Annotated in this window: 20 protein-coding genes and 4 tRNA genes; all 24 read right to left on the reverse strand. The window is 43.9% G+C overall.

Features of this window, described 5'->3' with window-relative positions:
- Window positions 1–2: 2 nt before the first annotated feature.
- Window positions 3–482, reverse strand: a complete 480-nt coding sequence (gene rlmH, locus F9B85_RS04330; protein WP_151618887.1) for a 23S rRNA (pseudouridine(1915)-N(3))-methyltransferase RlmH — start codon at window positions 480–482, stop codon at window positions 3–5.
- Between the two features lie 89 nt (window positions 483–571).
- Window positions 572–1,486, reverse strand: a complete 915-nt coding sequence (locus F9B85_RS04335) for a hypothetical protein (RefSeq protein ID WP_151618889.1) — start codon at window positions 1,484–1,486, stop codon at window positions 572–574.
- 43 nt (window positions 1,487–1,529) lie between these two features.
- Window positions 1,530–2,684, reverse strand: a complete 1,155-nt coding sequence (locus F9B85_RS04340; RefSeq protein ID WP_151618891.1) for a S1C family serine protease — start codon at window positions 2,682–2,684, stop codon at window positions 1,530–1,532.
- Between the two features lie 71 nt (window positions 2,685–2,755).
- Entirely contained in the window at window positions 2,756–3,607 is an 852-nt protein-coding gene (locus F9B85_RS04345; RefSeq protein ID WP_170270163.1) for an MBL fold metallo-hydrolase, read from the reverse strand.
- Window positions 3,585–4,229, reverse strand: a complete 645-nt coding sequence (locus F9B85_RS04350) for a class I SAM-dependent methyltransferase (protein WP_151618895.1) — start codon at window positions 4,227–4,229, stop codon at window positions 3,585–3,587. The genes F9B85_RS04345 and F9B85_RS04350 overlap by 23 nt, the downstream gene beginning before the upstream one ends.
- Window positions 4,230–4,270: 41 nt before the next feature.
- Window positions 4,271–5,530: a UDP-N-acetylglucosamine 1-carboxyvinyltransferase gene (murA, locus tag F9B85_RS04355; protein ID WP_151618897.1), complete on the reverse strand. Its 1,260-nt coding sequence runs from the start codon at window positions 5,528–5,530 to the stop codon at window positions 4,271–4,273.
- A 122-nt stretch (window positions 5,531–5,652) separates the two neighbouring features.
- Window positions 5,653–6,567 carry a hypothetical protein gene (locus F9B85_RS04360; protein WP_151618899.1) on the reverse strand — a complete coding sequence of 305 codons (915 nt, stop codon included), beginning with the start codon at window positions 6,565–6,567 and terminating at the stop codon, window positions 5,653–5,655.
- 178 nt (window positions 6,568–6,745) lie between these two features.
- Window positions 6,746–7,465, reverse strand: coding sequence for a tetratricopeptide repeat protein (locus tag F9B85_RS04365; protein ID WP_151618901.1), 720 nt, complete (start codon window positions 7,463–7,465; stop codon window positions 6,746–6,748).
- Between the two features lie 91 nt (window positions 7,466–7,556).
- Window positions 7,557–8,876: a thioredoxin-disulfide reductase gene (gene trxB / locus F9B85_RS04370; RefSeq protein WP_207707031.1), complete on the reverse strand. Its 1,320-nt coding sequence runs from the start codon at window positions 8,874–8,876 to the stop codon at window positions 7,557–7,559.
- Between the two features lie 173 nt (window positions 8,877–9,049).
- On the reverse strand, window positions 9,050–10,342 hold the full coding sequence (locus tag F9B85_RS04375) for a M23 family metallopeptidase (protein ID WP_151618903.1): 1,293 nt from the start codon (window positions 10,340–10,342) through the stop codon (window positions 9,050–9,052).
- Between the two features lie 247 nt (window positions 10,343–10,589).
- A complete protein-coding gene (locus F9B85_RS04380; protein WP_243138077.1) occupies window positions 10,590–12,650 on the reverse strand; it encodes a molybdopterin-containing oxidoreductase family protein in 2,061 nt (686 codons plus the stop codon).
- A 48-nt stretch (window positions 12,651–12,698) separates the two neighbouring features.
- Window positions 12,699–14,207 carry a thioether cross-link-forming SCIFF peptide maturase gene (gene scfB / locus F9B85_RS04385; protein WP_243138061.1) on the reverse strand — a complete coding sequence of 503 codons (1,509 nt, stop codon included), beginning with the start codon at window positions 14,205–14,207 and terminating at the stop codon, window positions 12,699–12,701.
- Between the two features lie 107 nt (window positions 14,208–14,314).
- Complete coding sequence (gene scfA, locus F9B85_RS04390) at window positions 14,315–14,458, reverse strand: six-cysteine ranthipeptide SCIFF (protein WP_151618907.1); 144 nt, start codon at window positions 14,456–14,458, stop codon at window positions 14,315–14,317.
- A gap of 87 nt (window positions 14,459–14,545) precedes the next feature.
- Window positions 14,546–15,322, reverse strand: coding sequence for a prolipoprotein diacylglyceryl transferase (gene lgt / locus F9B85_RS04395; protein WP_151618909.1), 777 nt, complete (start codon window positions 15,320–15,322; stop codon window positions 14,546–14,548).
- Between the two features lie 276 nt (window positions 15,323–15,598).
- Window positions 15,599–15,675, reverse strand: a tRNA-Asp gene (locus tag F9B85_RS04400).
- Between the two features lie 6 nt (window positions 15,676–15,681).
- A tRNA-Val gene (locus F9B85_RS04405) sits at window positions 15,682–15,757 on the reverse strand.
- An 8-nt stretch (window positions 15,758–15,765) separates the two neighbouring features.
- A tRNA-Glu gene (locus tag F9B85_RS04410) sits at window positions 15,766–15,841 on the reverse strand.
- A 5-nt stretch (window positions 15,842–15,846) separates the two neighbouring features.
- Window positions 15,847–15,922 (reverse strand) — tRNA-Lys (locus F9B85_RS04415).
- Window positions 15,923–16,037: 115 nt separating this feature from the next.
- Entirely contained in the window at window positions 16,038–16,961 is a 924-nt protein-coding gene (locus tag F9B85_RS04420) for an aminotransferase class IV (RefSeq protein WP_151618911.1), read from the reverse strand.
- Between the two features lie 46 nt (window positions 16,962–17,007).
- Window positions 17,008–18,561: an anthranilate synthase component I family protein gene (locus tag F9B85_RS04425; RefSeq protein WP_151618914.1), complete on the reverse strand. Its 1,554-nt coding sequence runs from the start codon at window positions 18,559–18,561 to the stop codon at window positions 17,008–17,010.
- Window positions 18,562–18,654: 93 nt separating this feature from the next.
- On the reverse strand, window positions 18,655–19,941 hold the full coding sequence (locus F9B85_RS04430; RefSeq protein WP_151618916.1) for an adenylosuccinate synthase: 1,287 nt from the start codon (window positions 19,939–19,941) through the stop codon (window positions 18,655–18,657).
- A gap of 216 nt (window positions 19,942–20,157) precedes the next feature.
- Window positions 20,158–21,495: a replicative DNA helicase gene (gene dnaB, locus F9B85_RS04435; RefSeq protein WP_207707032.1), complete on the reverse strand. Its 1,338-nt coding sequence runs from the start codon at window positions 21,493–21,495 to the stop codon at window positions 20,158–20,160.
- A 103-nt stretch (window positions 21,496–21,598) separates the two neighbouring features.
- On the reverse strand, window positions 21,599–23,545 hold the full coding sequence (gene lonC, locus F9B85_RS04440) for a Lon family ATP-dependent protease (RefSeq protein WP_151618918.1): 1,947 nt from the start codon (window positions 23,543–23,545) through the stop codon (window positions 21,599–21,601).
- A gap of 103 nt (window positions 23,546–23,648) precedes the next feature.
- On the reverse strand, window positions 23,649–24,095 hold the full coding sequence (gene rplI / locus F9B85_RS04445) for a 50S ribosomal protein L9 (protein ID WP_151618920.1): 447 nt from the start codon (window positions 24,093–24,095) through the stop codon (window positions 23,649–23,651).
- Window positions 24,096–24,116 lie beyond the last annotated feature (21 nt).

Below are 24,116 nucleotides of genomic sequence, written 5' to 3' on the forward strand. Positions count from 1 at the left end.
ACCTATTTATGATAGGGCTCGCCTCGATTAATCCGAAAAGCCCGATAGATCTGTTCCACCAAAATCAACTTCATCAACTGATGAGGAAATGTCATCTTAGAAAAAGAAAGCTTCTTATTAGCTCTTTGCATTACTTTATCACTTAAGCCATTAGAGCCTCCAATAACAAAAGCAAGTTGGCTCTGACCATAAGTGGCTAAACGGTCCATCTCTTTGGCTAATTCTTCTGATGACCAGCTTACACCGTCTATCGCTAGAGCTATAACATAATGATCTGCTTTTATCTGCTGAAGAATCCGCTCGCCTTCTTTTTCTTTTACTTGTTCTATTTCTTTGGCACTCATGCTGTCTGGTGCTTCTTCATCGCTTACTTCTATGTGTGTTAATCTACAATAAACCGAAAGTCGTTTGCTGAATTCTTCAATGCCTAGCTTTAGATACTTTTCTTTAATTTTGCCGACAGAGATAATCTGAATTTGCATAAGATTTTTATTTACTCCTTTTTCCATAGAAGTGAACAGTCAAAAAAAGGCCTCGGGATTAATTTTCCCGAAGCCTTCTTCTTTTTGTACTATAGGTCAAGCAATTCTTGCTCAGCAACAAAGCCAATAACAGTCCATTTGGGAGCTCCCATAATGCCTGTAGCTTCATCAATACGAGCTAGCACCATAACGTAACGCTCTTCCGTTTCTGCATTTTGCACTATAACACGGGAGGCATCGGCCATGTCAGCATAAGGAATATGACTTGAACCGTGGTTGCCGAAAAGAGTAACGCTTAAAACTTCCCAAGAGCCACCTTGTCCTGCTAGCACACTAACAGTTTCTTCTGTCATTTGAGCCAATAGATCAGGGTTGCCTTTCCAAGGTCCTTGTAGAGCATGATTATGACCAAACTTGAGACTAGTCAGAAAAGAGCGCGCTACCTGAGATACACGAGAAGAAGTAGAACTATCAATAAAGGAAGAATCGCCAACTACTTTCCAGCCTGCTTCTGTTTTTACGAGATCCCAGACGTGAGCACCTTGCATCTGACGGCTTTCAAACAAAGTAAGGTATTCGAAGATTACGTGTGCTTGATGACCTTTTACATCAATAGCATAAGGCATTAGATAAATCTCAGGATTTTCTTCCAATCCTTCTGCTTGTAACATTTCTAAAACAATGGGAAAGTGCAGAATCTCTTCTTGCAAAGCATTGGCTGTGCCGTAAGAGCCAAAAGCAGTTGCTAACAAGGCTGGCTCTTCTTCTACTAGCGCAGTAAAGCGAGTGTCCAGTGCTTTTTCCACAGCGGCGAGGACTTCTTTTTGCGCAGTTGTCTGAGGTTCTACTACTTTCATATCCATGAGATAAGGCTGTCCTTGGTAAGCAACGACGGGCCCGAAGGCAAAGGTAGCAAATAGCGTTAGAATTATTAGAAAAGGAATCCATCCCCAAGGATGAGGACTTTTCTTTTCTGTTTTGGTGTCATGATTGGCTTGTCCCATTTTCTTATGAAGCCCCCTTTAAATTTTCCCCTCATCACGTAACTTAGCGAGCTGGCAGTTCTCCTAGTGTAATTGATACAGCAGACTCTTCATTGTTACGGATATAAGTTACCGTAATCGTATCGCCTACTCGATGCCTGAAAAGTTCTCGTTGCAGATCGGCCATACTGCGAACTTGCTGGTCGCCAAGCGCAATGATGATGTCATTGTCCTGCATGCCAGCTTGGTGAGCCGCACCGCCTGGTATGGGACGGACGACTACACCGTAATCTACAGGCAGATTATACTGTCGTGCCAGCCATTTGTCTACATTCATAATCAAAGTTACTTGCAAAGCAGGCCTTGTAACTTTACCCTGATTCTGTAGATCTTGTATGATATGTTGCACCTGATTAGAAGGAATGGCAAAGCCCATACCTTCAAAGCCTGGTATGGCAATTTTAATGGAGTTAATACCAATTACTTCACCGAGAGCATTAAACAAAGCACCACCGGAATTGCCTGGATTGATAGCCGCATCGGTCTGTATTAAGTTAAAAGCGTATCCCTCTGGCGTATTCAGTTGTCGATTAAGCCCTGAGACGATGCCTGATGTTACAGAACCAGCAAATTCTCGACCACCTGGGTTGCCTATGGCAATAGCTAGTTCTCCTACAGAGACACGATCAGAATCGCCAAAAGAAGCGACAGGCAGGTTATCTAGATCGATTTTTAGGACGGCTAGGTCGGTAAGGCGGTCTGAGCCTATTAAAGTAGCACTAGCTGAACGACCGTCGGCTAATGTGACAATAATTTCTGTTGCATCAGCAACGACATGGTGGTTTGTAACAATAAAACCAGCTTGATCATAGATAACACCGGAGCCATTGCCTACTTCTTCAACTCGTTGATTCCAAAAGACGCCTCGAACAGGCGCTCGATTAGCGATACCAACGACAGCAGGGCCTACTTGACGGGCTACTTCTACAATACGCTGACTGTCACTATTATGCTTTGCTAAGCTCAGATCTGGTGCAGGCAAAGCAATGCCTCCTTGCGGTGGCTGTCCTGCTTCAGGATCAGGTCGATCTGTTAATCCGAAAAAAAATAAAGAAAAGTAGCCGCCAAGAATAGCAGATAGTAATGCAACAAGAAAGTATGAAAGCAGGCCCGGTTGACGCTTTTTGCGGTAAACTTCCTGTTCCTCAAAGTGACCCACAAAAGGCTCCCCCTTTTTCCAATAATATGTATGTTGAAAATTGGCCTAAAGATAGATATTCAACACCATTATTATATTTCCTCCCATGGGTGTATTTCATACCTTGGTGCAATGGACAGCCTCAGGTCTGACTCTTTTTCTTTTTCTTCTTCGCTAGAAAAGAGACAACCCTGTTCTGCCTGACTTCTTGCTTTATTAACACTGTAACCTTGCTGTTGCAAAATAGTTTTTACTGTGTCTAGAGCGAGGGCTGGATGATTATTTTCAGCACTAAGATGGGCTAGCATGATTTGCTTAGTACCACCATCGCAAAGCTTAGCTAAAACTTGCCCTGCTTCTTCATTAGATAGATGGCCTTCTTTGCTAGCGACTCGCCTTTTTAAGCTAGCTGGATAAGGTCCTTCCATCAACATTTTCCGATCGTGGTTAGACTCAAAAATCAAGGCTTCACATCCTAGAAGCTTTCGCCCCATAGCGCGTGTTACATAACCCACATCGGTAGCAATACCAAGACGGCTTTTGCCATCATCAAAAGTAAGACCTATGGGTTCACAAGCATCATGGGGTGTCGGAAAGATTTCCATGTCTAGATCCTGAAAAGCAACTTTTTCGTCTACTTTTACAGTACAGATCTGGCTTTCTTCTACCTTTCCTATGACTTTCTTCATGCCTTTCCAAGTGCCTTCGGTAGCGTATACTTTGTAACCATAACGACGAGCTAACACACCGACGCCTCGGACATGATCGGTATGCTCATGAGTCACTACTAGGGCGTCAATTTCAGAGGGATCGACACCTAGATCGCAAAGACCTTTTTCGATTTTTTTGCCGCTTAAGCCGGCGTCTACAAGAATCCGACTTGCTTTGTTCTCTACATAAGTGGCGTTGCCGCTCGAACCGCTAGCTAAGGTGGTGTATCGCATCGTTCCTCCGCAGGCAATACAAGTCAATAGTATAGTCTTTACCATCTAGATGAATGGGCTGTTTAATTTGCTCAATCTGCCAGCTATCACGAAAAGCTTGCAGAAACTCTTGTGCGCCTTGTCGTCCTGGGTCGGTAAGTAAGAGTTGACCTGCTGGTGAAAGATGTTGGTCAATCACTTTTTGGAGTGCTCTATGCACTTCTGGTTCATAGAGAATATCAGAACCAATAATCAGAGAAAAAGTCCCTAAGGGAGGAAAGCTACGCCAGTCTGCTTGAATTTGTGTCGTTTCTACACCATTTTGGCGACTGTTTTCAGCGGCTAATTGCAAAGCCGCAGGAATAAAGTCACTTTGCGTTACTTTAGCTCCCTTGAGAGCCCCAACAATACCAGCTAAGCCAAGGCCACAGCCTAATTCTAAAATTTTTTGTTGAGGCAGATCAAGCTTTTCAGCTTGCCAGAGGTAGGAAGCCAGAGCTAAAGCAGATGGCCAGAGCTCTGCCCAAAAAGGCAAATCGTCAACTTCCTGAGCTTGATCGATTAGGGCTTCTACGTTAGCAATACGGGTCATCTGAACTGTAGGACCACCTGGTATGGTGATCTTCTCTTGCAGACACTGCAATGATGTCACTACTTTCTTTAGTTACGAATCTTCTATCCTAGTCAGGCTCGACGAATCTTAGCACCTAATGCAGTCAGTTTTTCTTCTAGCTTTTCATAGCCTCTATCAATATGATAGGCACAACAAACTTCCGTTTCCCCTTCTGCTGTCATACCTGCAATAAGCAAAGCGGCACCGGCACGTAGGTCTGAGGCTTTAACCTGAGCGCTCGAAAGACAAGGTACGCCATCAATGATAGCTGTGCGTCCTTCAATTTTGATTTGTGCGCCCATACGTTGCAATTCATCAACAACGCGCAGACGATTTTCATAAACATTTTCTACAATCATGCTTGTACCTGGTACGATAGTCAAAAGAGCCATTACCTGAGACTGCATATCGGTAGGAAAGCCTGGATAAGGTAGGGTCTTTACATCAACAGCCTTAAAATCTCCACTGCCATCGACAAATATGGCATCGTCTTTTTCTTCTACCTCTACACCGATTTCGCGTAGCTTAGCCGTAACACCGTGCAAGTGTGTTGGAATCACATTTTCTACTAGAACTTTACCTTTCGTGGCCGCCGCCGCAATCATATAAGTACCTGCTTCTACACGGTCAGGAATAATGCCATAGCGCGTACCTGTAAGAGCTTCTACACCTTCAATACGGATTAGATCTGTACCAGCTCCGCGAATTTTACCGCCCATGGAGTTGATAAAGTTAGCTAAATCAACAATTTCAGGCTCTTTAGCACAGTTTTCAATCAGGGTCTGGCCACGAGCTAACGATGCGGCCAGCATAATATTTTTGGTTGCTCCTACAGAGGGGAAGTCCAGATAAATTTTAGCGCCTCGAAGCCTTTTGCTACCTTGAGCACCGCCACAGATGTAGCCATGTTCAATAGCAAGACTAGCTCCCATAGCTGATAATCCTTTAATATGTAAATCCATGGGACGCGTCCCAATATTATCGCCGCCAGGCAAGGCCACTTCTGCCCAACCGAAACGACTGACTAGTGCACCTAGCAAGAGGTTAGAAGCTCGTAGCTTTTTAGCTAGTTTGTATGGTGTTTTGCATGCGATTGTATCAGGTACAACGAGGCGAACAGCACCAGGACCTATCCATTCTCCTTGCCCGCCCATTTCTATGCAAATATCAAGCATTACGTTGACATCGGTGATCTCGGGAATGTTTTCTAATATAATTTCTCCGCGACTCATAAAAGAAGCCGCCAGTAAAGCCAGCGCCGCATTTTTTGCTCCACTGATGGATACAGACCCTTCTAAGGGCGTACCCCCTTGAACGATAAGTTTACCCAAAGAACATCGTTCCCCTTTCTTGTGTTACCAGGAGCTTGGCCATTGCAAAAAATAAACCCAAAGCATTTATATTTCTCTTACTCTCTTACGATTCCTGCCATGGTAAGAAAAAAGGACTGCCCTTATTGAAAAAGAGCAGTCTGACTTTCGGCTGAATAAGCTTTTTCCTGTACTTTTCCCGTAAATTCTGACCAGGTCCAGCCTGTGGCCCGATAGATAGCTTCTTCTATTTTATGCCCTTTGGCTAAGTCATGGTAGATCTCAGCCATGGCACCAGCTTTTTCTGCTTCGATGGTATCAAAAGCGAGGAGAGATTGACGGTAAGCTAATTTCTGGTCTGGTAAATTATCAAAAAGGCGGTCCATCTCTTCCCAGGGGTATAGTCGATGTGACCAACCTGGAGCAGGGTCTTGCAGTGTGTAGCCTGTAAAAGCTCTCTCCATGTCTTGGGCTACACCTTCTGTAAACCAGCGCTGAACATTGCCTCTTGTTCGATAATCTAGAATAAGATGAGCTAGTTCATGAGCCATAGGGCCTATGATAACAGAATTATCACTTGCACCCCCATTACTGCTACTGCTCCAATTCTGTGGCGACAGTAGGCGAACAACGCCAGCGTAGTAGACACCTAGAGCCGCTTCATCATTCCAGCCAAAAACTTGGTTAAAGGAATCTCGATCTTTGTAGATTAGGACGAGTGGTTTATTTTGCGGTTGATAATTCATTACTTTGGTTAATTCTTCATAGATAGACTCTGTCTGTTGTAATAACAAAGTTGCTTCTTCTACAGAGCTACTTTTGTAACGTAAGTTTACGCTTTCACCTTCTAAGTGATACCAACTATCTGTTTCTTTGCTTGCTTGATGCAATTTGTATTGACGGTAAAGAGTATAACTTTTCTGTTGCACCTGCGTAATCGTTGTAGAGAGAGAAAAGCCTGCTCTTAAATCAACTTGTTGACGCCAGAAGAGCATCAGCAATATTAGGGCCATGGTAACAGCAAAGAGCCAGAAGAAAAGATTAACTTTTTCCCCCATCTGCTTCTCCTCTTTTCCAAAAACTAATTATCCTTCCCCGGAAGCTATCCCATTATAGCAGGAGCAGGCCTTTTTATGGCTAGTAAATGGCTGGATTGAATGCAAAAAAAGACCAGCAAAGGCCTTTCACCTTTGCTGGTCTTTAACTTATTCAAGAAATTGAACTTCTTCTTTTATGCTATTCCGTTACTTCGGCAGATTGCGCTCCCTCAAACTGACCTTCTTCAATTTCTAAGTCAAAGAGGCCCGTTAGATCAGGTTGTTGCATTCCTGCTGGTGCGCCTGGAGGAGCACTAGCAATAGCAGATTCGGCGTAAGCTACTAATTCTTTGAGAAAATCTGATTGTTCTTTCGTTGTATTAAGTGTCAAAGCTCTAGCCCAGTTGTCTCTGGCGCTTTCATAATCCTGTCGCACTTCAATAAGAAAGATTCCGTAGTTCAAGGGACCAATAACATGCTTAGGGTCTTTTTCTATAGCAATTTGGAAGTTTTCCTCAGCTACGTCATGAAGTCCGCCATAAAAAGCAGAGGTAGCCATATCAACACGAACGTCCGTATTGCTCTCGTCAAATTCTAGAGCTTTCTGATAAGCTTCTACAGCTTGTCGATAAAAAGCTTCGCCTGCTTCAATGTCACCGCCAAGGGTCTTAAAGCGGCCCATATCGTAGCGGTTGTTGCCTAGGGTAATCCAACCTTGGTGATAAGAAGGGTCGCGCTCGACTTCTTCTTCCATGAGTTGAATATCTTGTAGCAATCTTTCTTCATATGCTTCAGGGTTAGTTGTGGGGTCTGCTCCAATGGGTAGAGAAAAAAGAGTAAAAGCGAGGGTACTGCCAAGCAGTCCAATGGAGAGGATGATAGCCGTGACCGTTACGAAAGTACGATTTTTGTTGAACACCTTTTTCATCCTTTCTATGATCAGTCCATCAGTTAATGGATTGTTTTGTTCTTCTTTAGAGATAGCATAAATGTAATTATATCACAAATGATTATTCCTGATAAGATAAATATTTTTCCACTGCCATAGCCGCAATAGCTCCATCACCGACAGCTGTTGCTACTTGCCGCAAAGGAGTGTTCCTTACATCACCACAAGCAAAGACGCCACTTATGTTAGTTGCTAAGTTACTATTAGTTGTAATATATCCATCTACCGATAGTTCAATAGCGCCACCAAGAAAGTCTAGAGATGGTGCATGACCAATATAGACAAATAGTCCATCGCAAGGGTAGCATCCTTTTTCACCTGTTTTTACGTTTTTGATCAGCACTTTCTCAACTTGCTGATCGCCTGCAATTTCTTCAATGACGCTATCCCAAATAAACTGTATTTTGGGGTTTGCTTTCGCTCGTTCTTGCAGAATTTTACTTGCCCTTAGTCGATCGCGACGATGGATAATCGTAACTTGGGAAGCAAACTTAGTAAGATATATTGCTTCTTCAACGGCGGAGTCTCCACCACCGACTACAACAACTTTCCGATCTTTGAAAAAAGCTCCGTCACAAGTGGCGCAATAAGAAAGGCCACGACCATGAAAAGTCTCTTCTCCTTTTACACCTAAAGGTTTGGAGCGAGCTCCTGTAGCAATAATAACAGAACGTGCAAAGTAGCTGTTATTGGCCATTGTTGTTAAAACTTTCATAGGTCCTTGCAATTTAGCTTGCACAACTTCTTCTGTAATCAATGTGGCTCCAAAGTGCAGAGCTTGTGTTAAAAAGCGGATCATTAGATCAGGCCCCGAGACTGCTTTATCAAATCCGGGGTAGTTTTCCAGTAGTTCTGTTGTTGCCGCTTGCCCACCTGGAGTTTGCCCTTCAAAAAGCGCTGTTTTGAGTCCTGAGCGAGCACTATAGAGTGCGGCCGTCAAGCCTGCAGGTCCTGAGCCAACAATGATAACATCATAAATATTTTTTTGCTCTTGCAGTAACCAGGCGGCATATTCTTTTTTCATACAGCGGTTCATGACTACTGTTAAGCCAGCTTGCTCTGCAAGAGCAACTGCTGACTCGCTAATAACGCCTTCTTGAAGCCATAAGAGATGAACTTTTCGGGCTATTGCTTGTTGAGCAATAGGTAATACTTCTTCAGAACGACGAAAAATGTCTACCACATCAATTTTTATTTCTGGTGGAATAGCTTGTAGCTCGGGATATGCTTTCTCTCCAAAAAGCTCTTTTAATGCAGGATTTACTGGAATAACTCTATAACCTTGGGCTCTTAGATATTTTGCTACCTGGTAACTAGGACGCTCTTTTTTGTCCGATAAGCCTACCATGGCAATAGTCTGCAGAGCTGGAAAGTTAACCATTCTCTCACTCCTATCATTACCATCTCATAACTTGAGCAACCTGTTAACATTCTGATCCGGTTTACTCTCTTTATACGATATAAGTATATATAGATAGAAAATAAGGCGATATATCTTCAGGTACTCCTAAGAAGATATATCGCCACGTTGTTTAATATAATATGTTTGATGCTTTAATTTAGAAACGCTCGTGGGTTCTGAGCTGTTCCATTACGAAGAACTTCAAAATGAAGATGTGGTCCATTGGAGCGACCTGTAGAACCACCTCGTCCAATAACAGCACCACGGCTGACACTTTGTCCTACAGATACGTTAATTTGGGATAGATGGGCATAACGAGTCTGTAGTCCATTACCATGATCGACGGTAATTATGTTGCCGTAACCACCATTCCAGCCGGCAAATACAACTACGCCGTCACCTGCTGAATAAATAGGGTCTCCTGTGTTCAGATCGATATCCATACCTGTGTGGAACTCACGGCCTCTATTGCCAAAGCCTGAAGTAATTCGACGACCTTGAGTAGGCCATGAGAGAGTGCCATTTCCACCACCATTATAGCTTGCAGTGCTACCACGGGAAGCTACTTGTACGGCCTGGTTGCCCCTAACTTCAACGCGAGTTACTGGTTCTTGTATGACTTTCTCTTCAATCAAGTTGTTTTCAAGTTGTAAGTCATTAGCCTTGCTGACGATATATGTAGCGAGTTTTGTACCTCTTTGCCCTTCTTGCTGGACTTTTACGTTGCCTGCACGAAGGCTGTTATCTCTTTTTACTTCCGTCTGAAAGGGTATTGCTTCTTCCGCCTGTACCTTAAAGGTAGTAAGGACAGTCAAATAATATGTAGGTTTATTAAGGAAAATCTCATCACCAATTTTGAGTTGATCTTCGTTGTTAAGATGGCTATTAGCTGAGCGTAGTTCCATCCAGTTCATGCCGTGTTTGTTGGCAATGGTCCAAAGGTTGTCACCATCTTCTACAACGTAACGAAGCTTTTCGTCTTTACCTTCCGTGAGTAAGCTAAGTGCTTCCTCATAAGGTATGATCTCTTCTGGGGCCACTTCTACTTCTTCGTAAGCTACAGGTTCTTTCAATCGTACATCTAATACTTCCGTTCCTTGTGGAGCTTGCATGTAGGAGAAATAGTATTTAGCTTGCTTGATTAGCTTATCTGCTTCTTCTGTAGAAGCAACAACAAAGAGCGGCTCTCCATTGACAATGACTTGACAAGCCTGTTGAGTCACTTCTTGTTGATTAGAAGCGGCTACTTTCCCAGGGCCTGAAAGGGATGAATCTCCAATTGAAAACGCAAAAAAACTGCCTACTAAAGCAAGACTAGCGACAGCAACTCCCACTTTTAAAGCCAGTTTGTTATCTTTTACCTTCGCTATAGACGACTTGATTTCCAAAGCTTTTTGTTTTAGAGCATTTAAGTCAAACATTGCTCTTTCTTGATCTCTGGACATTCGCGCCCCCCTCCCAACCTTTCTCACAGAAGGTTGTGAACTTTTTGCTTTTTACTCGGGAAACCTTTGTCATTATAGCATGGCAAGAATATCCGGGTAAACACAAAAAGTTCCCTTTTTGGGCGTTTTTTTTTAGAAAAAGGAAGATTTTTTTTACACTTTGATAATAAATACCATTCTTTGGTATTTATTTACTTTATTCATTATTGTTTTTTCTTTCCTTGGTAGGCAGAGATGATTCGTTTTCTTAACGAATCATCTCTGCCCGTGGTACTTTTTTTATTTCACAAAAATTTTGATGATAAGCTATGCTTTGTCCTAAGTCAGTTGCTAAAGCTTTTGTTAATTTATTAATTCCCCCACCTTCTCGATGAGGTAAGCCTTGGTAAACAACAGCGAGGCCTTCCGGCACTTTCTCATCCACACGAAGGGAAAAAAGGTGGTTGCCTTGGTCTGTTTCCACAAGAATGTCGTCACCGGGACGTAAATCTGCAGTTCTAGCTTCTTCAGGCGACAACCAAAGATCATTGTTGTTGCTCTCGTCCATTTCCTTGTCTTCAAACCATAACTGCGAGTTGTGGCGACCCTGGCAATGAAGTGTGAGCAGTTGATATTGTTTTTTCTTACTTTTTCCTTTGACCATCTGACATGCTTGTACAAGTCTTAAGATATCTTGCTCTGGTAGCAGTCTAGCTTTGCCTGACGGTGTGGAAAATTTTCGATCTTGATAAGGCCGGATTTGCCTGTAGGGGTTAAGAGCTGGTGCTTTTTTTAGAGCCTCTAGGTTCAGTCCGCTTTGTATGGCAACTTGCTTAAACCAGTCTTCCGGCCCTTGAGCCCAAAAGGCTTGATCTTGCTGAAGTGCCGAAGCCTTGCTCTGCAAGCGCTGTGCTAACTCTTGCCAGATGCTGTACTCTGCACGGACCTGCCCTCGCGGCTTTACAATTGCACTCTGGTAATGAACATAGTCATTCCAGGGGCTATAGTACAAGTCGTCAGCTTCAAAAGATGTAGCTGCCGGTAAGACTAGATCGGCGCTACTAGCTGTATCAGTCAAGTAAAAGTCAATAACTACTTTGAAGGGAACGCTATGCCAGGCTTCCAAAAAGCTGTTGCTATCGGCTAACTGATTAACTGGATTAGCTCCTGCCACAATAGCAACCTCTAGAGGTACGGAAGCTTCTTCTGCTTTATTCTTTTGATTTCTCAGCAAAATCTCACTAGCTAAGTTAGCACCATGAACATAGTGGGCTAAGTCTGCTGTTCCTTCTCCTGTAAGCTCTCTACCCATGAAGCCTGCTTGCTCCGTGGCCAAGTGGACTCCACCACCAGGTAAGCCGATTTGACCGGTAAGCATAGCTAGACTATGCATGGCTCGTACTGTATGGCCACTATGTTGATATTTTTGTAATCCTGCACCAACAATGATAGCTGACGTACGGCCAGAACGAGCATAGCGCCGCGCTAATTCGTATATTGTTTTACTTTCTATGCCTACAGTAGATGCCACTTTTTCCGGTGTTAGTTCAGCTATCGCTCCTACATAAGCTTCAAAGCCTTCTACATGCTGGGCTATAAATTCACTGTCCCACCAACGTTCAGCTAAAATAACTTGAGCCATGCTTAGAGCTAATAAGCCATCTGTCCCAGGTCGAATAGCTATATGTTGATCAATTATTTCCTGAGAGGCTGGCAAAAGGGGATCTATGGCAATTATTTGTGCACCTTTTTCTTTGGCCTCCATTAGGTAAGGCAAGAGATGAATGTTGGTGTTGGCTACTTGACGGCCCCAGATAATGATGGTGCGAGAGCGCACGAGATCGGCCCAAGCTGGTGATTGTGAAGAGCCAAAATCTTCTTTCTGGGCACTTATGCCTACACTATACGCAGAGTTATCACTAAGCCTAGTGACAGCACCTAAAGCGTTGAAAAAACGTCTATCTAGCTTCTTAAGCAGTCCTGTAGAAGCATAGTTAGGTATGTGGAGAATAGAAGCAGGTCCGCTTTTGACTAGAGCTTTATCAAGGCTTTCAGCCAAAATTGCCATAGCTTCTTCCCAGCTACATTTCTGCCAACGGCCTTCTTTTTTTAGCAAAGGACTTGTGATGCGATCGATGCTGTTGTGACGTTCGAGAAGCTTTTCTGCCCGCGAGCAGAGAAAGCCTTTCGTAACCATATGTTCTGCATTACCTTCAAGGGCGCTAATCTGGCCATTTTCAAGATGAACCTGAAAAGAACAAAGGTCATAGCATCGAAGAGGACAAGCTGAAAGCACTTTTTGCTGGCCTTCTTTGTTACTTGCTTGCATAGAACTCACTTACCGAAGGACCTCCTTTGCTTACATTGTAGATAAGCACTATTGAGCCTCTGCCTCCATAAGTACTTTAGCGTAAAGGGCCCACTTTAAGCGAATACGGGCTAATTCACAGCCAATTTTTGAAGGAATGCGCAGATCGCCGCTTTCTGCTTCATTGTTAGCGTGACAGCCGCCGGAACAGAGAAAACGGGCCCAGCAACTAGGGCAACCTTGTTTGTGATAGATATGAGCATCAGCAAAAACTCGGCAAACTTCTTGACTCTGGCCTTCTATTGTTCCGCTGACGTGACCTAGTTTGAACTTTTCTTGACCTACAAACTGGTGACAAGGATAAAGATCTCCCTTAGGGTCTACTGCCATATACTCAAAGCCGGCACCACAACCTGATAGCCTTTTGGCCAGACAAGGTCCTTCAGCTAAATCTAGTTGAAAGTGAAAAAAGTTTAATTCTTCACCTTTTTGCTTGCGCCGGTGAATCTCTTCAGCAAGAATGCGATACTGTTCATCAATTTGCGGCAAATCTTCCATAGTTAAGGCATAACCATCTTGTGGCGAGGCAACAACAGGTTCTACAGAAAGATGGACAAAACCGAGATCATGAATGTGTAAAGCATCGGCAGCAAAATCAGGGTTATGACGAGTATAAGTGCCGCGCACATAGTAGTCCTGGTTCTGCCTCGATTGGGCAAATTTTTGCAGGTTCTCTACAACTTCTTCGTAAGAACCTTGCCCATCAATATAAGGACGCATTGCATCGTGAACGTTAGGACGACCGTCTAAGGAAAGTACAACCGATAATCCTTCTTCGTTTAAGAAGCGAGTTGTTTCATCGTCTAGCAAAAGGCCGTTTGTCGTAAGAGTTAGCTTGAGCACTTTCTCTTCTTCTGCCGCCCTCTTCTTAGCATAGGCTACTAAATCTTTGACAACAGCAAAGTTCAACAGAGGCTCTCCGCCAAAAAAGTCGATTTCTATATGCCTTCTTCCCTGAGAGTGACGAAGCAAAAACTCAATCGCTTCTTGTCCCGTTTCTAAAGACATCAGGCTACGATCGCCACCAAAAGGTCCTGTCCCAGCAAAGCAGTAAGTACAGCGCAAATTGCAATCGTGGGCTATATGCATGCAGAGTGCCTTCACTATGGGCTTATAGGCTTCTGATACAATTTCTTCTTCCGTATCTATTCTTTCTACTTTGGCTAGCTCACTGCCTTGATAGCTATACCTTCTAGCTAGGTCGTCTTTAGTAAAGAGCAGACCTGCTTTTTTTAATTCTCCTAGTTCAGCAAAAATTTCTTCAATAAGCTCTGAAGAGAGCTGGTATTCGCAAAGCAGTTGAGATGTTGCCGCATTAACATCTCCTCGATTATCAATCAGTGCTTCTACGATCTGTTGAGCTGGCCGATCTAAGCGATGAAGCGAGTTAGAGTTAACGTCATAGACAAAAGCAAGATCACCACAAGCAAAAGTAAGGATATGAGCTGTAAAGTCATAGCCTTGCAAATCTGTCCACCAGTAGCGATTAGCTGAGGCGTCACTTTTCATTGTTGTCATATTTAATCGTCCCTTTTGTTAGTATGTTCCAAATTATAGCAATTATAAACAAGTACCCCCTATCCGTCTTTGTTGCGAATAGGGGGCCTACCGACTCTATGTTCGCGCTATGCCTTCTGGCATACCTGGTTGCCTACGGTACAAGATGTTTTGCAGGCTGATTGGCAGGAAGTTTGACACTCACCACAGCCGCCTGTCTCAACAGTTTGTTGTAAGGAACCCTTCTGTATTGTGAAAATATGCTTGCCCATCAAAAAATCCCCCCTTGCTCCTAGGACTGCCAAAAAATCTAACCATTATTATAGCATTTCCATGCAAAAGGGTAAATAGCTCCAGACCTACTTACTTTCTTTCACCTCTAGGGGCGTAGCTGGCTCATTTGCTAAGCCTTTGTTGCGACGATAGTAGACTAGAAAAGCGGCGAGAGCTATAAAGATGATGGCAAGCACCTGGGCTAGGCGAAATTCACCAATCATTTCAGAGTCCATACGCAAGCCTTCAATCCAAAAGCGCCCTAAAGAGTATAATGCCAGGTAAGCAAAAAAGACTTCACCTCGTCGCACCTGACGATGGCGACGTAAGTAGAGAAGCAAGCCAAATACGCCAAAATTCCAAATCGATTCATACAAAAAAGTAGGATGACGCATCTCGCCAGCAATCATCATCGCCCAAGGCAGATCGGTAGGATAACCATAAGCTTCCTGATTCACAAAATTACCCCAACGACCAATAGCTTGACCAATGATCAGGGACGGAGCGGCAATATCTGCAATTTGAAAAAAAGAATAACCATGCTTACGAGTGTAGTACCAGCCAAAAATAAAAGCAGTAATCAAAGCGCCATAAATGGCCAACCCACCATGCCAGATAAAGAAAGCTTGCCGTGGATCATTAGCGTAGTACTGCCAGTTGAAAACAACATAATAAAGCCTTGCACCAATAAGTGCTAATGGCGTGCCAAAGAGCACAAGGTTGTAGAGAAAATCAGGATCAAGCCCTTGCCTAATCATCTCACGATGAGCTAAGTAAGTACCAATTAACAATGCGCTACTGATGATAATGCCATACCAGTGCACAGAGATAGGACCTATATGAAAAGCAATCGGATCGGGCACTGCGGTAGCCTCCTTATTGCTAATTCTTATTGTTGACTTTTGTTGTTACTTCTACATTCCATGGTGTCCATTTTATCCCAAAGCATACCTTTTTCAGGGGCTTCTGTCAAATCTGTTTCTGGCCGTCGCCAACTTGTTGGCGGTAACGGCGTAGCACAAGTCCAGAGCGGAGGGAATTATAGACACCCTTCCCCCAGCATAGAGTACCTTTTGAGCACAAAAAAAGAACCCGCCCCCAGCTAAAACTGGAAACAGGCCCTTTTGTAAGTTAATTAATGGCGGAGCTGACGGGATTCGAACCCGCGGTCTCCTGCGTGACAGGCAGGCATGTTAGGCCTCTACACCACAGCTCCAAAGTATGGTGGGCGATGACAGGATCGAACTGCCGACCCCCTGCTTGTAAGGCAGGTGCTCTCCCAGCTGAGCTAATCGCCCAAATAAAGTGGTGACCCGTAGGGGATTCGAACCCCTGTTACCGCCGTGAAAGGGCGGTGTCTTAGACCACTTGACCAACGGGCCATAAATGGTGATCCATGCTGGACTCGAACCAGCGACACCCTGATTAAAAGTCAGGTGCTCTACCAGCTGAGCTAATGGATCGATTACTTGGTAGGCACAATTTTGATTTCTTTGCATGTCCTGAGCGCCTGACAAGTACAAAGTATACAGAATAACTAAGCAGGTGTCAACAACTTTTTTTATAAATTCTATACTTTTACGCTTCTGTTCTATTTAGGCGGCTTCCAATCTCGTGCCATACTTTTTCCCGGTATTTTTGCCAGAGGTGACAAGTGCGCTTACCGGGACGACCGTTGCCCACAGGTCGACCATCAATGTACCCTACGGGAAGAAGTTCACTGCCTGAATTGGTGAAGAAAATTTCTTCAGCACTATAAAGATGGCTAATAGTGTAGAAGCCCTCTTGGAAGTCAAAGCCTAAATCTTTGGCCACTTCTATAACCGTATCACGTGTGATGCCTGGTAAAATACCGACGCCTAGCGAAGGAGTATAAACTGTCTTGTTGGCAATCCAAAAAATATTGCTCACTGTTCCCTCAGCAATAAAACCTTGCTCATTAAGCAAGATGCCTTCTTCAGCTCCTACGGCGCGAGCCGCCATGATGGCCATAATGTTCGGCAGGTAGTTCAAGCTCTTAAGAGCTGGATCTAGGGAGGCTGGCGAAGGTTTACGAATGGGTACGATAGCAGAACGAATACCTACAGGTCGCTCTGAAGGAGGCAGAGCTCGTACTGGCCGGGCAATAATGACCACGTTAGGTTTAAAGCAGAGCTCGGGGTCAAGGCCAGGTGGTCCTTCACCACGAGTTACCGTAATTCGAACGTAAGCTTCAGTCAGGCTATTTATGGTCACCGTCTTTTCGATAGCTTCGGCTAGTTGGGGCATCGTGTAGGGGAATTCTTCAAGATTAAAGCCTAAGCAGGCTAGACCACCATATAGCCTCTGTAGGTGCGAAGTTAAAGCAAAGACACGACTATTGTAAGCTCTCATTGTTTCAAAAAGTCCATCGCCGTAAAGAAAACCATGATCGTAAATGCTTACCCTTGCTTCTAGAGCAGGCTTATATAAGCCGTTATGAAAGACGATTCCTTCCGGCTTGAAGGCTTCTTTGAGTGACACTTGCTTTTAGCCTCCTTCTCATGCTGTCATTGTTACTCTCCTATAACTATCCTTCTGTCTCAGCAATCTCTACAGCTCTGAGCAAGGCTTCTGCTTTGCGAAGCGATTCTTTGTATTCCCTCTCAGGAATAGAATCTGCCACAATGCCAGCACCGGCCTGCACGTAGGCCCGGCCTTCCTTGAAGAGCAAAGTTCGGATGACAATGTTTAACTCCATAGTACCATCAAAACCTATGAAACCGATAGAGCCTGTGTAAAAAGAGCGCTTTGTCGGTTCTAATTCTTCAATAATCTCCATAGAACGAATTTTGGGAGCTCCTGTAATTGTGCCACCAGGAAAAACAGCTGGGATAAGGTCAAAAGCATCCTGATGAGGTTGCAAAGTGCCGCGGACGTTAGAAACAAGATGCATAACATGGGAGTAGTATTCAATTACCTTAAACTGATCTACTTCTACAGTGCCGTATTGACAGATGCGCCCTAGATCATTTCGTTCAAGATCGACGAGCATTACATGCTCAGCCGATTCTTTTTCGTTGTACAAAAGCTCATCAGCCATAGCTCTGTCTTCTTCTGCTGTTTGGCCTCTCTTGCGAGTACCTGCTATGGGACGAGTCTCTGCTATACCCGCTTGTAGCTTTACCAGCAGTTCTGGTGATGAACTGACCATTTGCCAGTCTCCAAAATCTAAGTAACAGCTATAAGGAGAAGGATTAAGTTCGCGCAAAATCTGGTAAACCGTCCAAGCTTCTGCTGTCACAGTTGTTGCTAGACGAACAGAAAGATTGGCCTGGAAAATATCGCCTGCTTTGATATAGTTCTGACAAATTTTTACCATTTCTGAAAAACGCTCTGCTGTGATGTTAGGTTGAACAGAAATGGTCTCTTCATAAGCTTTTTTCTTATCTTGCCATTTTCCTTCTATTTTCGGCCTGATATCTTTAATTTGCTCAGCCCGTTCATAGAGCCGTTGCACCGTTTCTTCATATGTTTCTGTAGGCCATTGTAGGGCAAGTAGAATTAGCTGATCTTCTAGATGGTCAAAAATGATGGCTTCATCGACCCAGTAAAAGAGCATATCTGGTAAAGCAAGATCATCTAGAGTTTCATCAGGAAGGCGCTCAAAATGGCGACCCATATCGTAAGCTAGACCACCGACAAGGCCTCCAGTAAATTTAGGACTTCCTGACCAAGCATAGACTGGTCTCTGGCTATATTCTTGGCGTAGCCTTTCCATGGGATTAGCAACTTCTTCGACTACTTCTCCAGGCGCTGTACCAAAAGGTAAAGATGGACGAGGTGCAAGGCTATTCTTTCCCTCTTTTTCGCGGATCGATATCTGAAAACCTTTAGAACGAAATTCTTTGTATGGATCTAAGGCCAGAAGAGAATAACGACCGGACTCTTTGTTTTGCCTACTACTTTCTAGCAAGAGGCCGATAGTTCCAGTAGGACAAAAGTGAGCATAAGTAGCTGGAACTGTTAATTGCTCAGGTCTGTCTATGGTTAATGTAATCGGTATCCCTTTAGTGGAATGAGCTTGGCGCATACTTTGGAATTCTGAAAGCTTAGGATATAGAAATCTGCTTTGTTCTGTCATAACTTAGACAATTCACCTGCTCTCGCTGGCCTAAAGTTGCGATAATAAAGTAAGGAGCACCCTGTTAATTAGCAGGATGCTCATGCAAAAATCCTAGGCAAACAAAGGTTCTACAATAATAGTCTGTTCACGGTCTGGGCCAACAGCTAGGATGGAAGCGGGACATTCACAAAGCTCTTCTAAACGCTTAATGTATTGACGAGCTTTTTCTGGTAATTCCTCTACAGTGCGGCAAGCTGTAGTGTCTGTCATCCAGCCATCTACTTCTTCATAAACAGGTTCGCACTGTGCCAGCTTAGATAAGCTATCAGGGAACTCTTTGATTAGTTTTCCATTATAGCGATAGCCGACGCAAATTTTGATCTTAGGCAACTGATCTAGTACGTCAAGCTTAGTAATGGCAATAGATGATAGTCCACTTACACGGACAGAGTAGCGTAAGATGACAGCATCAAACCAACCACAGCGACGAGCCCGTCCTGTAGTAGTGCCAAATTCATGACCTGCCTTACGAATGGTATCACCAATCTCGTCGTGCAGTTCCGTTGGGAAAGGTCCTTCTCCTACCCTTGTTGTGTAAGCTTTAACAACGCCAAGTACTTTGTCAATAGAGGTAGGGCCTACGCCGGCACCAATACAAGCGGCTCCAGCAATGGGATGAGAAGAAGTAACATAAGGATAAGTACCATGATCGATATCGAGTAAAGTGCCCTGAGCACCTTCAAAAAGAATATTCTTTCCTTCTCTACGATATTCGTCTAAAAGCAGTGAAGTATCGGCTACATAAGGACGAAGTCTTTCTGCATAAGCTTGGAATTCAGTAAATAGTTCTTCCACGTCAAAGCCTTCAGAGTCAAAGACTCGATCAAGTAGATGATTCTTCTCCTCTAAGTTCCGCTCTAACTTAGCTCTAAATTCTGCTGCATCAAGTAGATCGACAAGTCTAATGCCTACACGAGCCGCTTTGTCCATGTAAGCAGGACCAATACCTCGACGAGTTGTACCAATTTTGTTAGCGCCACGGCGCTCTTCTTCTACTTGGTCAAGACGAATATGGTAAGGCATGATCAAGTGAGCTCTACCTGAAATGCGCAGATTAGCTGTGGAGATACCTAAATCTTCTAGGTAGTCAAGTTCTTTGATCAAAACAGCTGGATCTACAACGACGCCATTACCAATGACACAGAGTTTATCTCCATAAAGAATTCCTGATGGAATTAGATGAAGCTTGTACTCTTTTCCCGATACAACAACAGTATGGCCGGCGTTATTACCACCTTGATAACGTACAACAACATCTGCTTTTTGGGCTAAGTAATCTGTAATTTTTCCTTTTCCTTCGTCGCCCCACTGAGCACCGACTAAAATAACCGATGACATGTAGCATTACACCCCCGACGTATTCATTTTCTAATGGTCTATCAATTTTTTTATAAAAATCGCCAAGACGCAAAAAGTCGTCAGCGTTTTCTAGTTACATTATGCCCCATACACAAAAATAGCCTTGCCCTGGGGCAAGACCGGCCCTTTCCATTCTACAAAGGCAAGACTACAAAGTCAACGGCAGAACTGGAAATATGCACTATTCTAGCTTCATTATCGGTAATCCCGATTGACAAACTTGGTATATTCTTTCAAAAAGCCCAGTTCCACTGAGCCAACGGGACCATTTCTATGCTTAGCAATAATAATCTCAGCTATTCCTTTTTTCTCCGTATCAGGAAAGTAATAGTCTTCTCGGTAGATAAACATAACCATATCAGCATCTTGCTCCAAAGCACCTGATTCACGTAGATGGCTTAAGTTAGGTTTTTTATCAGGTGTTTGTTCTACGGAACGAGAAAGCTGTGAAAGCGCAACTACAGGTACGTTCAGCTCTCTAGCTAGTGCTTTTAGAGACCGTGATATTTCTGAGATTTCTTGCTGACGGTTTTCACTTCTTCGTTTGCCACCACTGCCCTGCATTAACTGCAGGTAGTCGATAATGATTAAGCCTAGATTTTTATCTTGCTTTAAGCGCCGACACTTAGCACGCATCTCCATAACGGTAATACCTGCTGTGTCGTCTATGTAAATAGGAGCAGAAGATAAAGGTGTCATGGCATTAGTTAAGCTATCCCAATCTTGATCAGTTAAAACGCCGTTACGCAAGCGTTGTTGGTCAATAAGAGCTTCTGAAGATAACATCCTCTGTACAAGCTGTTCTCGAGACATCTCTAAACTAAAAAGAGCTACCGAGGTTTTATTACGAACAGCGGCATTTTGAGCAATGTTAAGACAAAAAGCTGTCTTACCCATGGCCGGTCGAGCGGCCACAATTATAAGATCGGAGGGCTGAAGCCCTGATGTAATGCGATCGAGCTCTCGAAAAAAAGTAGCTACCCCTGTTACATCAGCTTTGCGGTTGTAGAGAGTCTCAATATTATCGAGAGTTTGTACGAGGACTTCACGAATAGGCACCATGCCATCATTACTTTGACGCTGAGCAATTTCTAGAAAAGCTTGTTCTGCCGAATTGATGAGCTCATCAATTTCTTCGACCCCTTCATAGCCTTTCTGGGTAATTGTCGTAGCCGCTTTGATGACTTGGCGCAGAAGTGACTTTTCTATAACAATTTGAGCGTAATGTTCTACGTTAGCCGCTGTAGGGACAACGTTCCCGAGTTCAATTATGTAAGGAATACTGCCTACACGTTCAAGTTGACCAGTCTGGCGCAATTCTTCAGTTACCGTCACCAGATCGACAGCTTCCCCGCGCTGTGACAGCGATATTAAAGTAGAAAAAAGCAACCGGTGTGCTTCTTTGTAAAAGTCTTCAGGCTTCAAGATTTCCATAGCTTTATAAACAGCATCGCCATCTAAAAGCATAGAGCCTAAAACTGATTGTTCCGCTTCAATATTCTGCGGTGGTAGACGATCGAATATTGTACTCATAGTTTCCTCCGTCCCCAAGAAAAAGACAGCAAACCCGGGCAAAAAGGCCCGGGATTGAGTTGCTTTATTTTTCTATTGTGCATGGTCTTGTCGCTAGAGTCAACTAGGAAGCGGCCGCTTCTTGCACCTTCTTCCGATCGACAATTAGTTCTAGTGCTTCTTCAATTGTATCAACAGCCACAATCTCGATGCCTTTAAGTCCAGAAGGGATGTCTTTGCTATTTTCTTTAGGAATAATCACACGGCGAATACCAGCTTGACGAGCGCCATAAATTTTCTCGAAAATACCTCCGACGGCTTTTAGTTTGCCTCGTAAGGAAATTTCTCCAGTAACAGCAACGTCTTGCCAGAGAGGTACTTCTTCTACAGCTGAGTAAAGAGCCAAAAAGATAGCTAGTCCTGCTGAAGGACCGTCAATATTGGCGCCGCCAATGACATTGACGTGTAGATCATGATCGTCAAGTTCTTTTCCTGTTAGATGGCGAAAGACAGAGGATGCATTAAAGACAGAGTCTTTGGCCATAGAACCTGCCGTGTCGTTAAAGCGAATAGATCCCTTCTCATTTTCGACTGGAAAAGCCACTGCTTCCAGTTCAATGAGCGAGCCTACAAAGCCTGTAACGCCAAGACCAAAAACACGTCCCCGTTCACTTTTGGCTTCTCCCCGCTGGATCACGTAAGGGCTTAAACGTGCTGTTCTTAACACTTCTAATAAGTCTTCTTCGGCTATATGAATGGACGAGCTATCTTCGCCACTCTCTTTTTGATAGAGCGTTAAGCTGTAAGTATCAGCTAGTAAGTTAACAGCTTTGCGTCCTTCGATGGTATACTCGGCAATTCGCTCTGGTACAACAGGATCCATAGTAACACCAAGCTTCTCACCAGCATTGTATATGATCTCTTGGATATCAGTAGGTGTCAGAGGCTCAAAAAAGATTTCGGCGCAACGAGATCGTAAGGCTGGATTGATTTCAGAAGGATCTCGCGTTGTAGCACCAACAAGAATAAAGTCTGCTGGTGCTCCTGTTTCAAAGATTTTTTTGATCCACTGCGGTATGTTCGTATCAGAAGGATCGTAGTAGGCTGAATCGAAGAAAACTCTTTTGTCTTCTAGTACTTTAAGCAGTTTGTTAAGGAGCATACTGTCCATCTCACCGATCTCATCGATGAAAAGAATGCCGCCGTGTGCGTCGGTGACTAGGCCTAGTTTAGGTTCTGGAATGCCTGTGTCAGCAAGATCTTTGCGTGCACCTTGGTAGATGGGATCATGAACTGAGCCCAGTAAAGGATTAGTCACTTCTCTGGGATCCCAGCGTAAGGTAGTGCCGTCAATCTCGACAAAAGGGGCTTTCTCGGTAAAAGGTACAATTTTGCGTTCTTTAGCCGCTGTAAAAGCAAGGCGGGCCGCTGTCGTTTTTCCTACGCCAGGCGGTCCGTAGCAGATGATATGCTGTGGGTAGGGCGAAGCTAATTTTGATAAAAGGGCGCGGATAGCTCGTTCTTGACCTACGATTTCCTCAAGCTTCTGAGGTCGTAAAACTTCCATAGCTGAACGAGTTAGGCCTATGTGCTCCATCTTTTCAAGTAAAGCCAGCCTTTTGAAAGTCTGTGCCGTCTCGGGGCCGCTGTTTTCTTTAAGTACTTGTAACTTGATTTCTCGTAGATATTCTTCGTGACGCTCCTGCATCTTCTCTACGACAAGCTTTTCTAGCTTTTCTTCTATGGAACGGCGAGCCACAATGGTGGCCATTTCTTCTTCTACTTGCGCTAAAAGAGCTGGTATTTCTTTTTTGCTCGGTACTTCTTGCGATTCTGTTCGCCCTAGCACTAGAGCTTGCAGAGCCAGCACTCGCTCTTCTAGTCGTTCTGAGCGCATATAGGGAAGTATCTCTAGCTTTGTCGCTTTGAGTACGATTTTGTCTGCACCGTATAAGTCAGAAAGCATCTCAAAAAGAGCATCTACTTGTCTTAACAAGTACTCGTCGTCTTTCTTACCTTGATTGAGACTCGATATTCCTGCTTTGCTCAGTTTCTCCATGAATTTTTTCATATAATTGCTCCGTTACCTCTTTCCGTCAGGTCGAACCTATCTCAGGCTCAACGATCCCCCTTATTGTGGTCGATCGCTCCCTATAAAGAAAGCTCTTTGATAATTATTCGGAGACAACTTCAACTTTTAGTTCCTCTGCAACGGCAGGGTGAATTTTAACGTTGATGGTGTAAAGCCCCAGTGCTTTGATGGGCTGTTTCAGTTCTAATTTTCGCTTGTCAATTTTGATGCGCTTGTCTTTTTCAAGAATTTCGGCAATCTCTTTATTCGTTACAGCACCAAAGAGTCGACCGCCTTCACCAGATTTAGCTTTAATCTTAACGGTAATTCCTTTGAGCTTCTGGCCCAGATCTTTTGCGGCTTGAAGTTCCTGCTCTTTGCGCTTTTCTTCGTTAGCCTTCTGCCTTTCAAGATTGTTCATATTACCTTTGTTTGCTTCAACAGCTAAGCCTCGGGAGATTAGAAAGTTACGGCCGTAACCTTCTTTGACTTCTAGAACGTCCCCTTTTTTGCCTAATTTCTTAACGTCTTCTAATAAAATTACTTTCATCTTCTATAGGCCTCCTTATAA

It is taken from the genome of Heliorestis acidaminivorans (assembly GCF_008933955.1).
In the GTDB taxonomy this organism is placed as follows: Bacteria; Bacillota; Desulfitobacteriia; order Heliobacteriales; family Heliobacteriaceae; genus Heliorestis; species Heliorestis acidaminivorans.

Bases quoted from the DNA above. Each gene is read 5' to 3' on its own strand.
- rplI (WP_151618920.1), bottom strand. From the start codon at position 24,095: ATGAAAGTAATTTTATTAGAAGACGTTAAGAAATTAGGCAAAAAAGGG.
- F9B85_RS04360 (WP_151618899.1), bottom strand. From the start codon at position 6,567: ATGGGGGAAAAAGTTAATCTTTTCTTCTGGCTCTTTGCTGTTACCATG.
- F9B85_RS04335 (WP_151618889.1), bottom strand. From the start codon at position 1,486: ATGGGACAAGCCAATCATGACACCAAAACAGAAAAGAAAAGTCCTCAT.
- F9B85_RS04430 (WP_151618916.1), bottom strand. From the start codon at position 19,941: ATGTCATCGGTTATTTTAGTCGGTGCTCAGTGGGGCGACGAAGGAAAA.
- F9B85_RS04375 (WP_151618903.1), bottom strand. From the start codon at position 10,342: ATGTCCAGAGATCAAGAAAGAGCAATGTTTGACTTAAATGCTCTAAAA.
- trxB (WP_207707031.1), bottom strand. From the start codon at position 8,876: ATGGTTAACTTTCCAGCTCTGCAGACTATTGCCATGGTAGGCTTATCG.
- lonC (WP_151618918.1), bottom strand. From the start codon at position 23,545: ATGAAAAAATTCATGGAGAAACTGAGCAAAGCAGGAATATCGAGTCTC.
- F9B85_RS04380 (WP_243138077.1), bottom strand. From the start codon at position 12,650: ATGCAAGCAAGTAACAAAGAAGGCCAGCAAAAAGTGCTTTCAGCTTGT.
- scfB (WP_243138061.1), bottom strand. From the start codon at position 14,207: ATGACAACAATGAAAAGTGACGCCTCAGCTAATCGCTACTGGTGGACA.
- scfA (WP_151618907.1), bottom strand. From the start codon at position 14,458: ATGGGCAAGCATATTTTCACAATACAGAAGGGTTCCTTACAACAAACT.
- rlmH (WP_151618887.1), bottom strand. From the start codon at position 482: ATGCAAATTCAGATTATCTCTGTCGGCAAAATTAAAGAAAAGTATCTA.
- dnaB (WP_207707032.1), bottom strand. From the start codon at position 21,495: ATGAGTACAATATTCGATCGTCTACCACCGCAGAATATTGAAGCGGAA.
- F9B85_RS04425 (WP_151618914.1), bottom strand. From the start codon at position 18,561: ATGACAGAACAAAGCAGATTTCTATATCCTAAGCTTTCAGAATTCCAA.
- F9B85_RS04345 (WP_170270163.1), bottom strand. From the start codon at position 3,607: ATGCGATACACCACCTTAGCTAGCGGTTCGAGCGGCAACGCCACTTAT.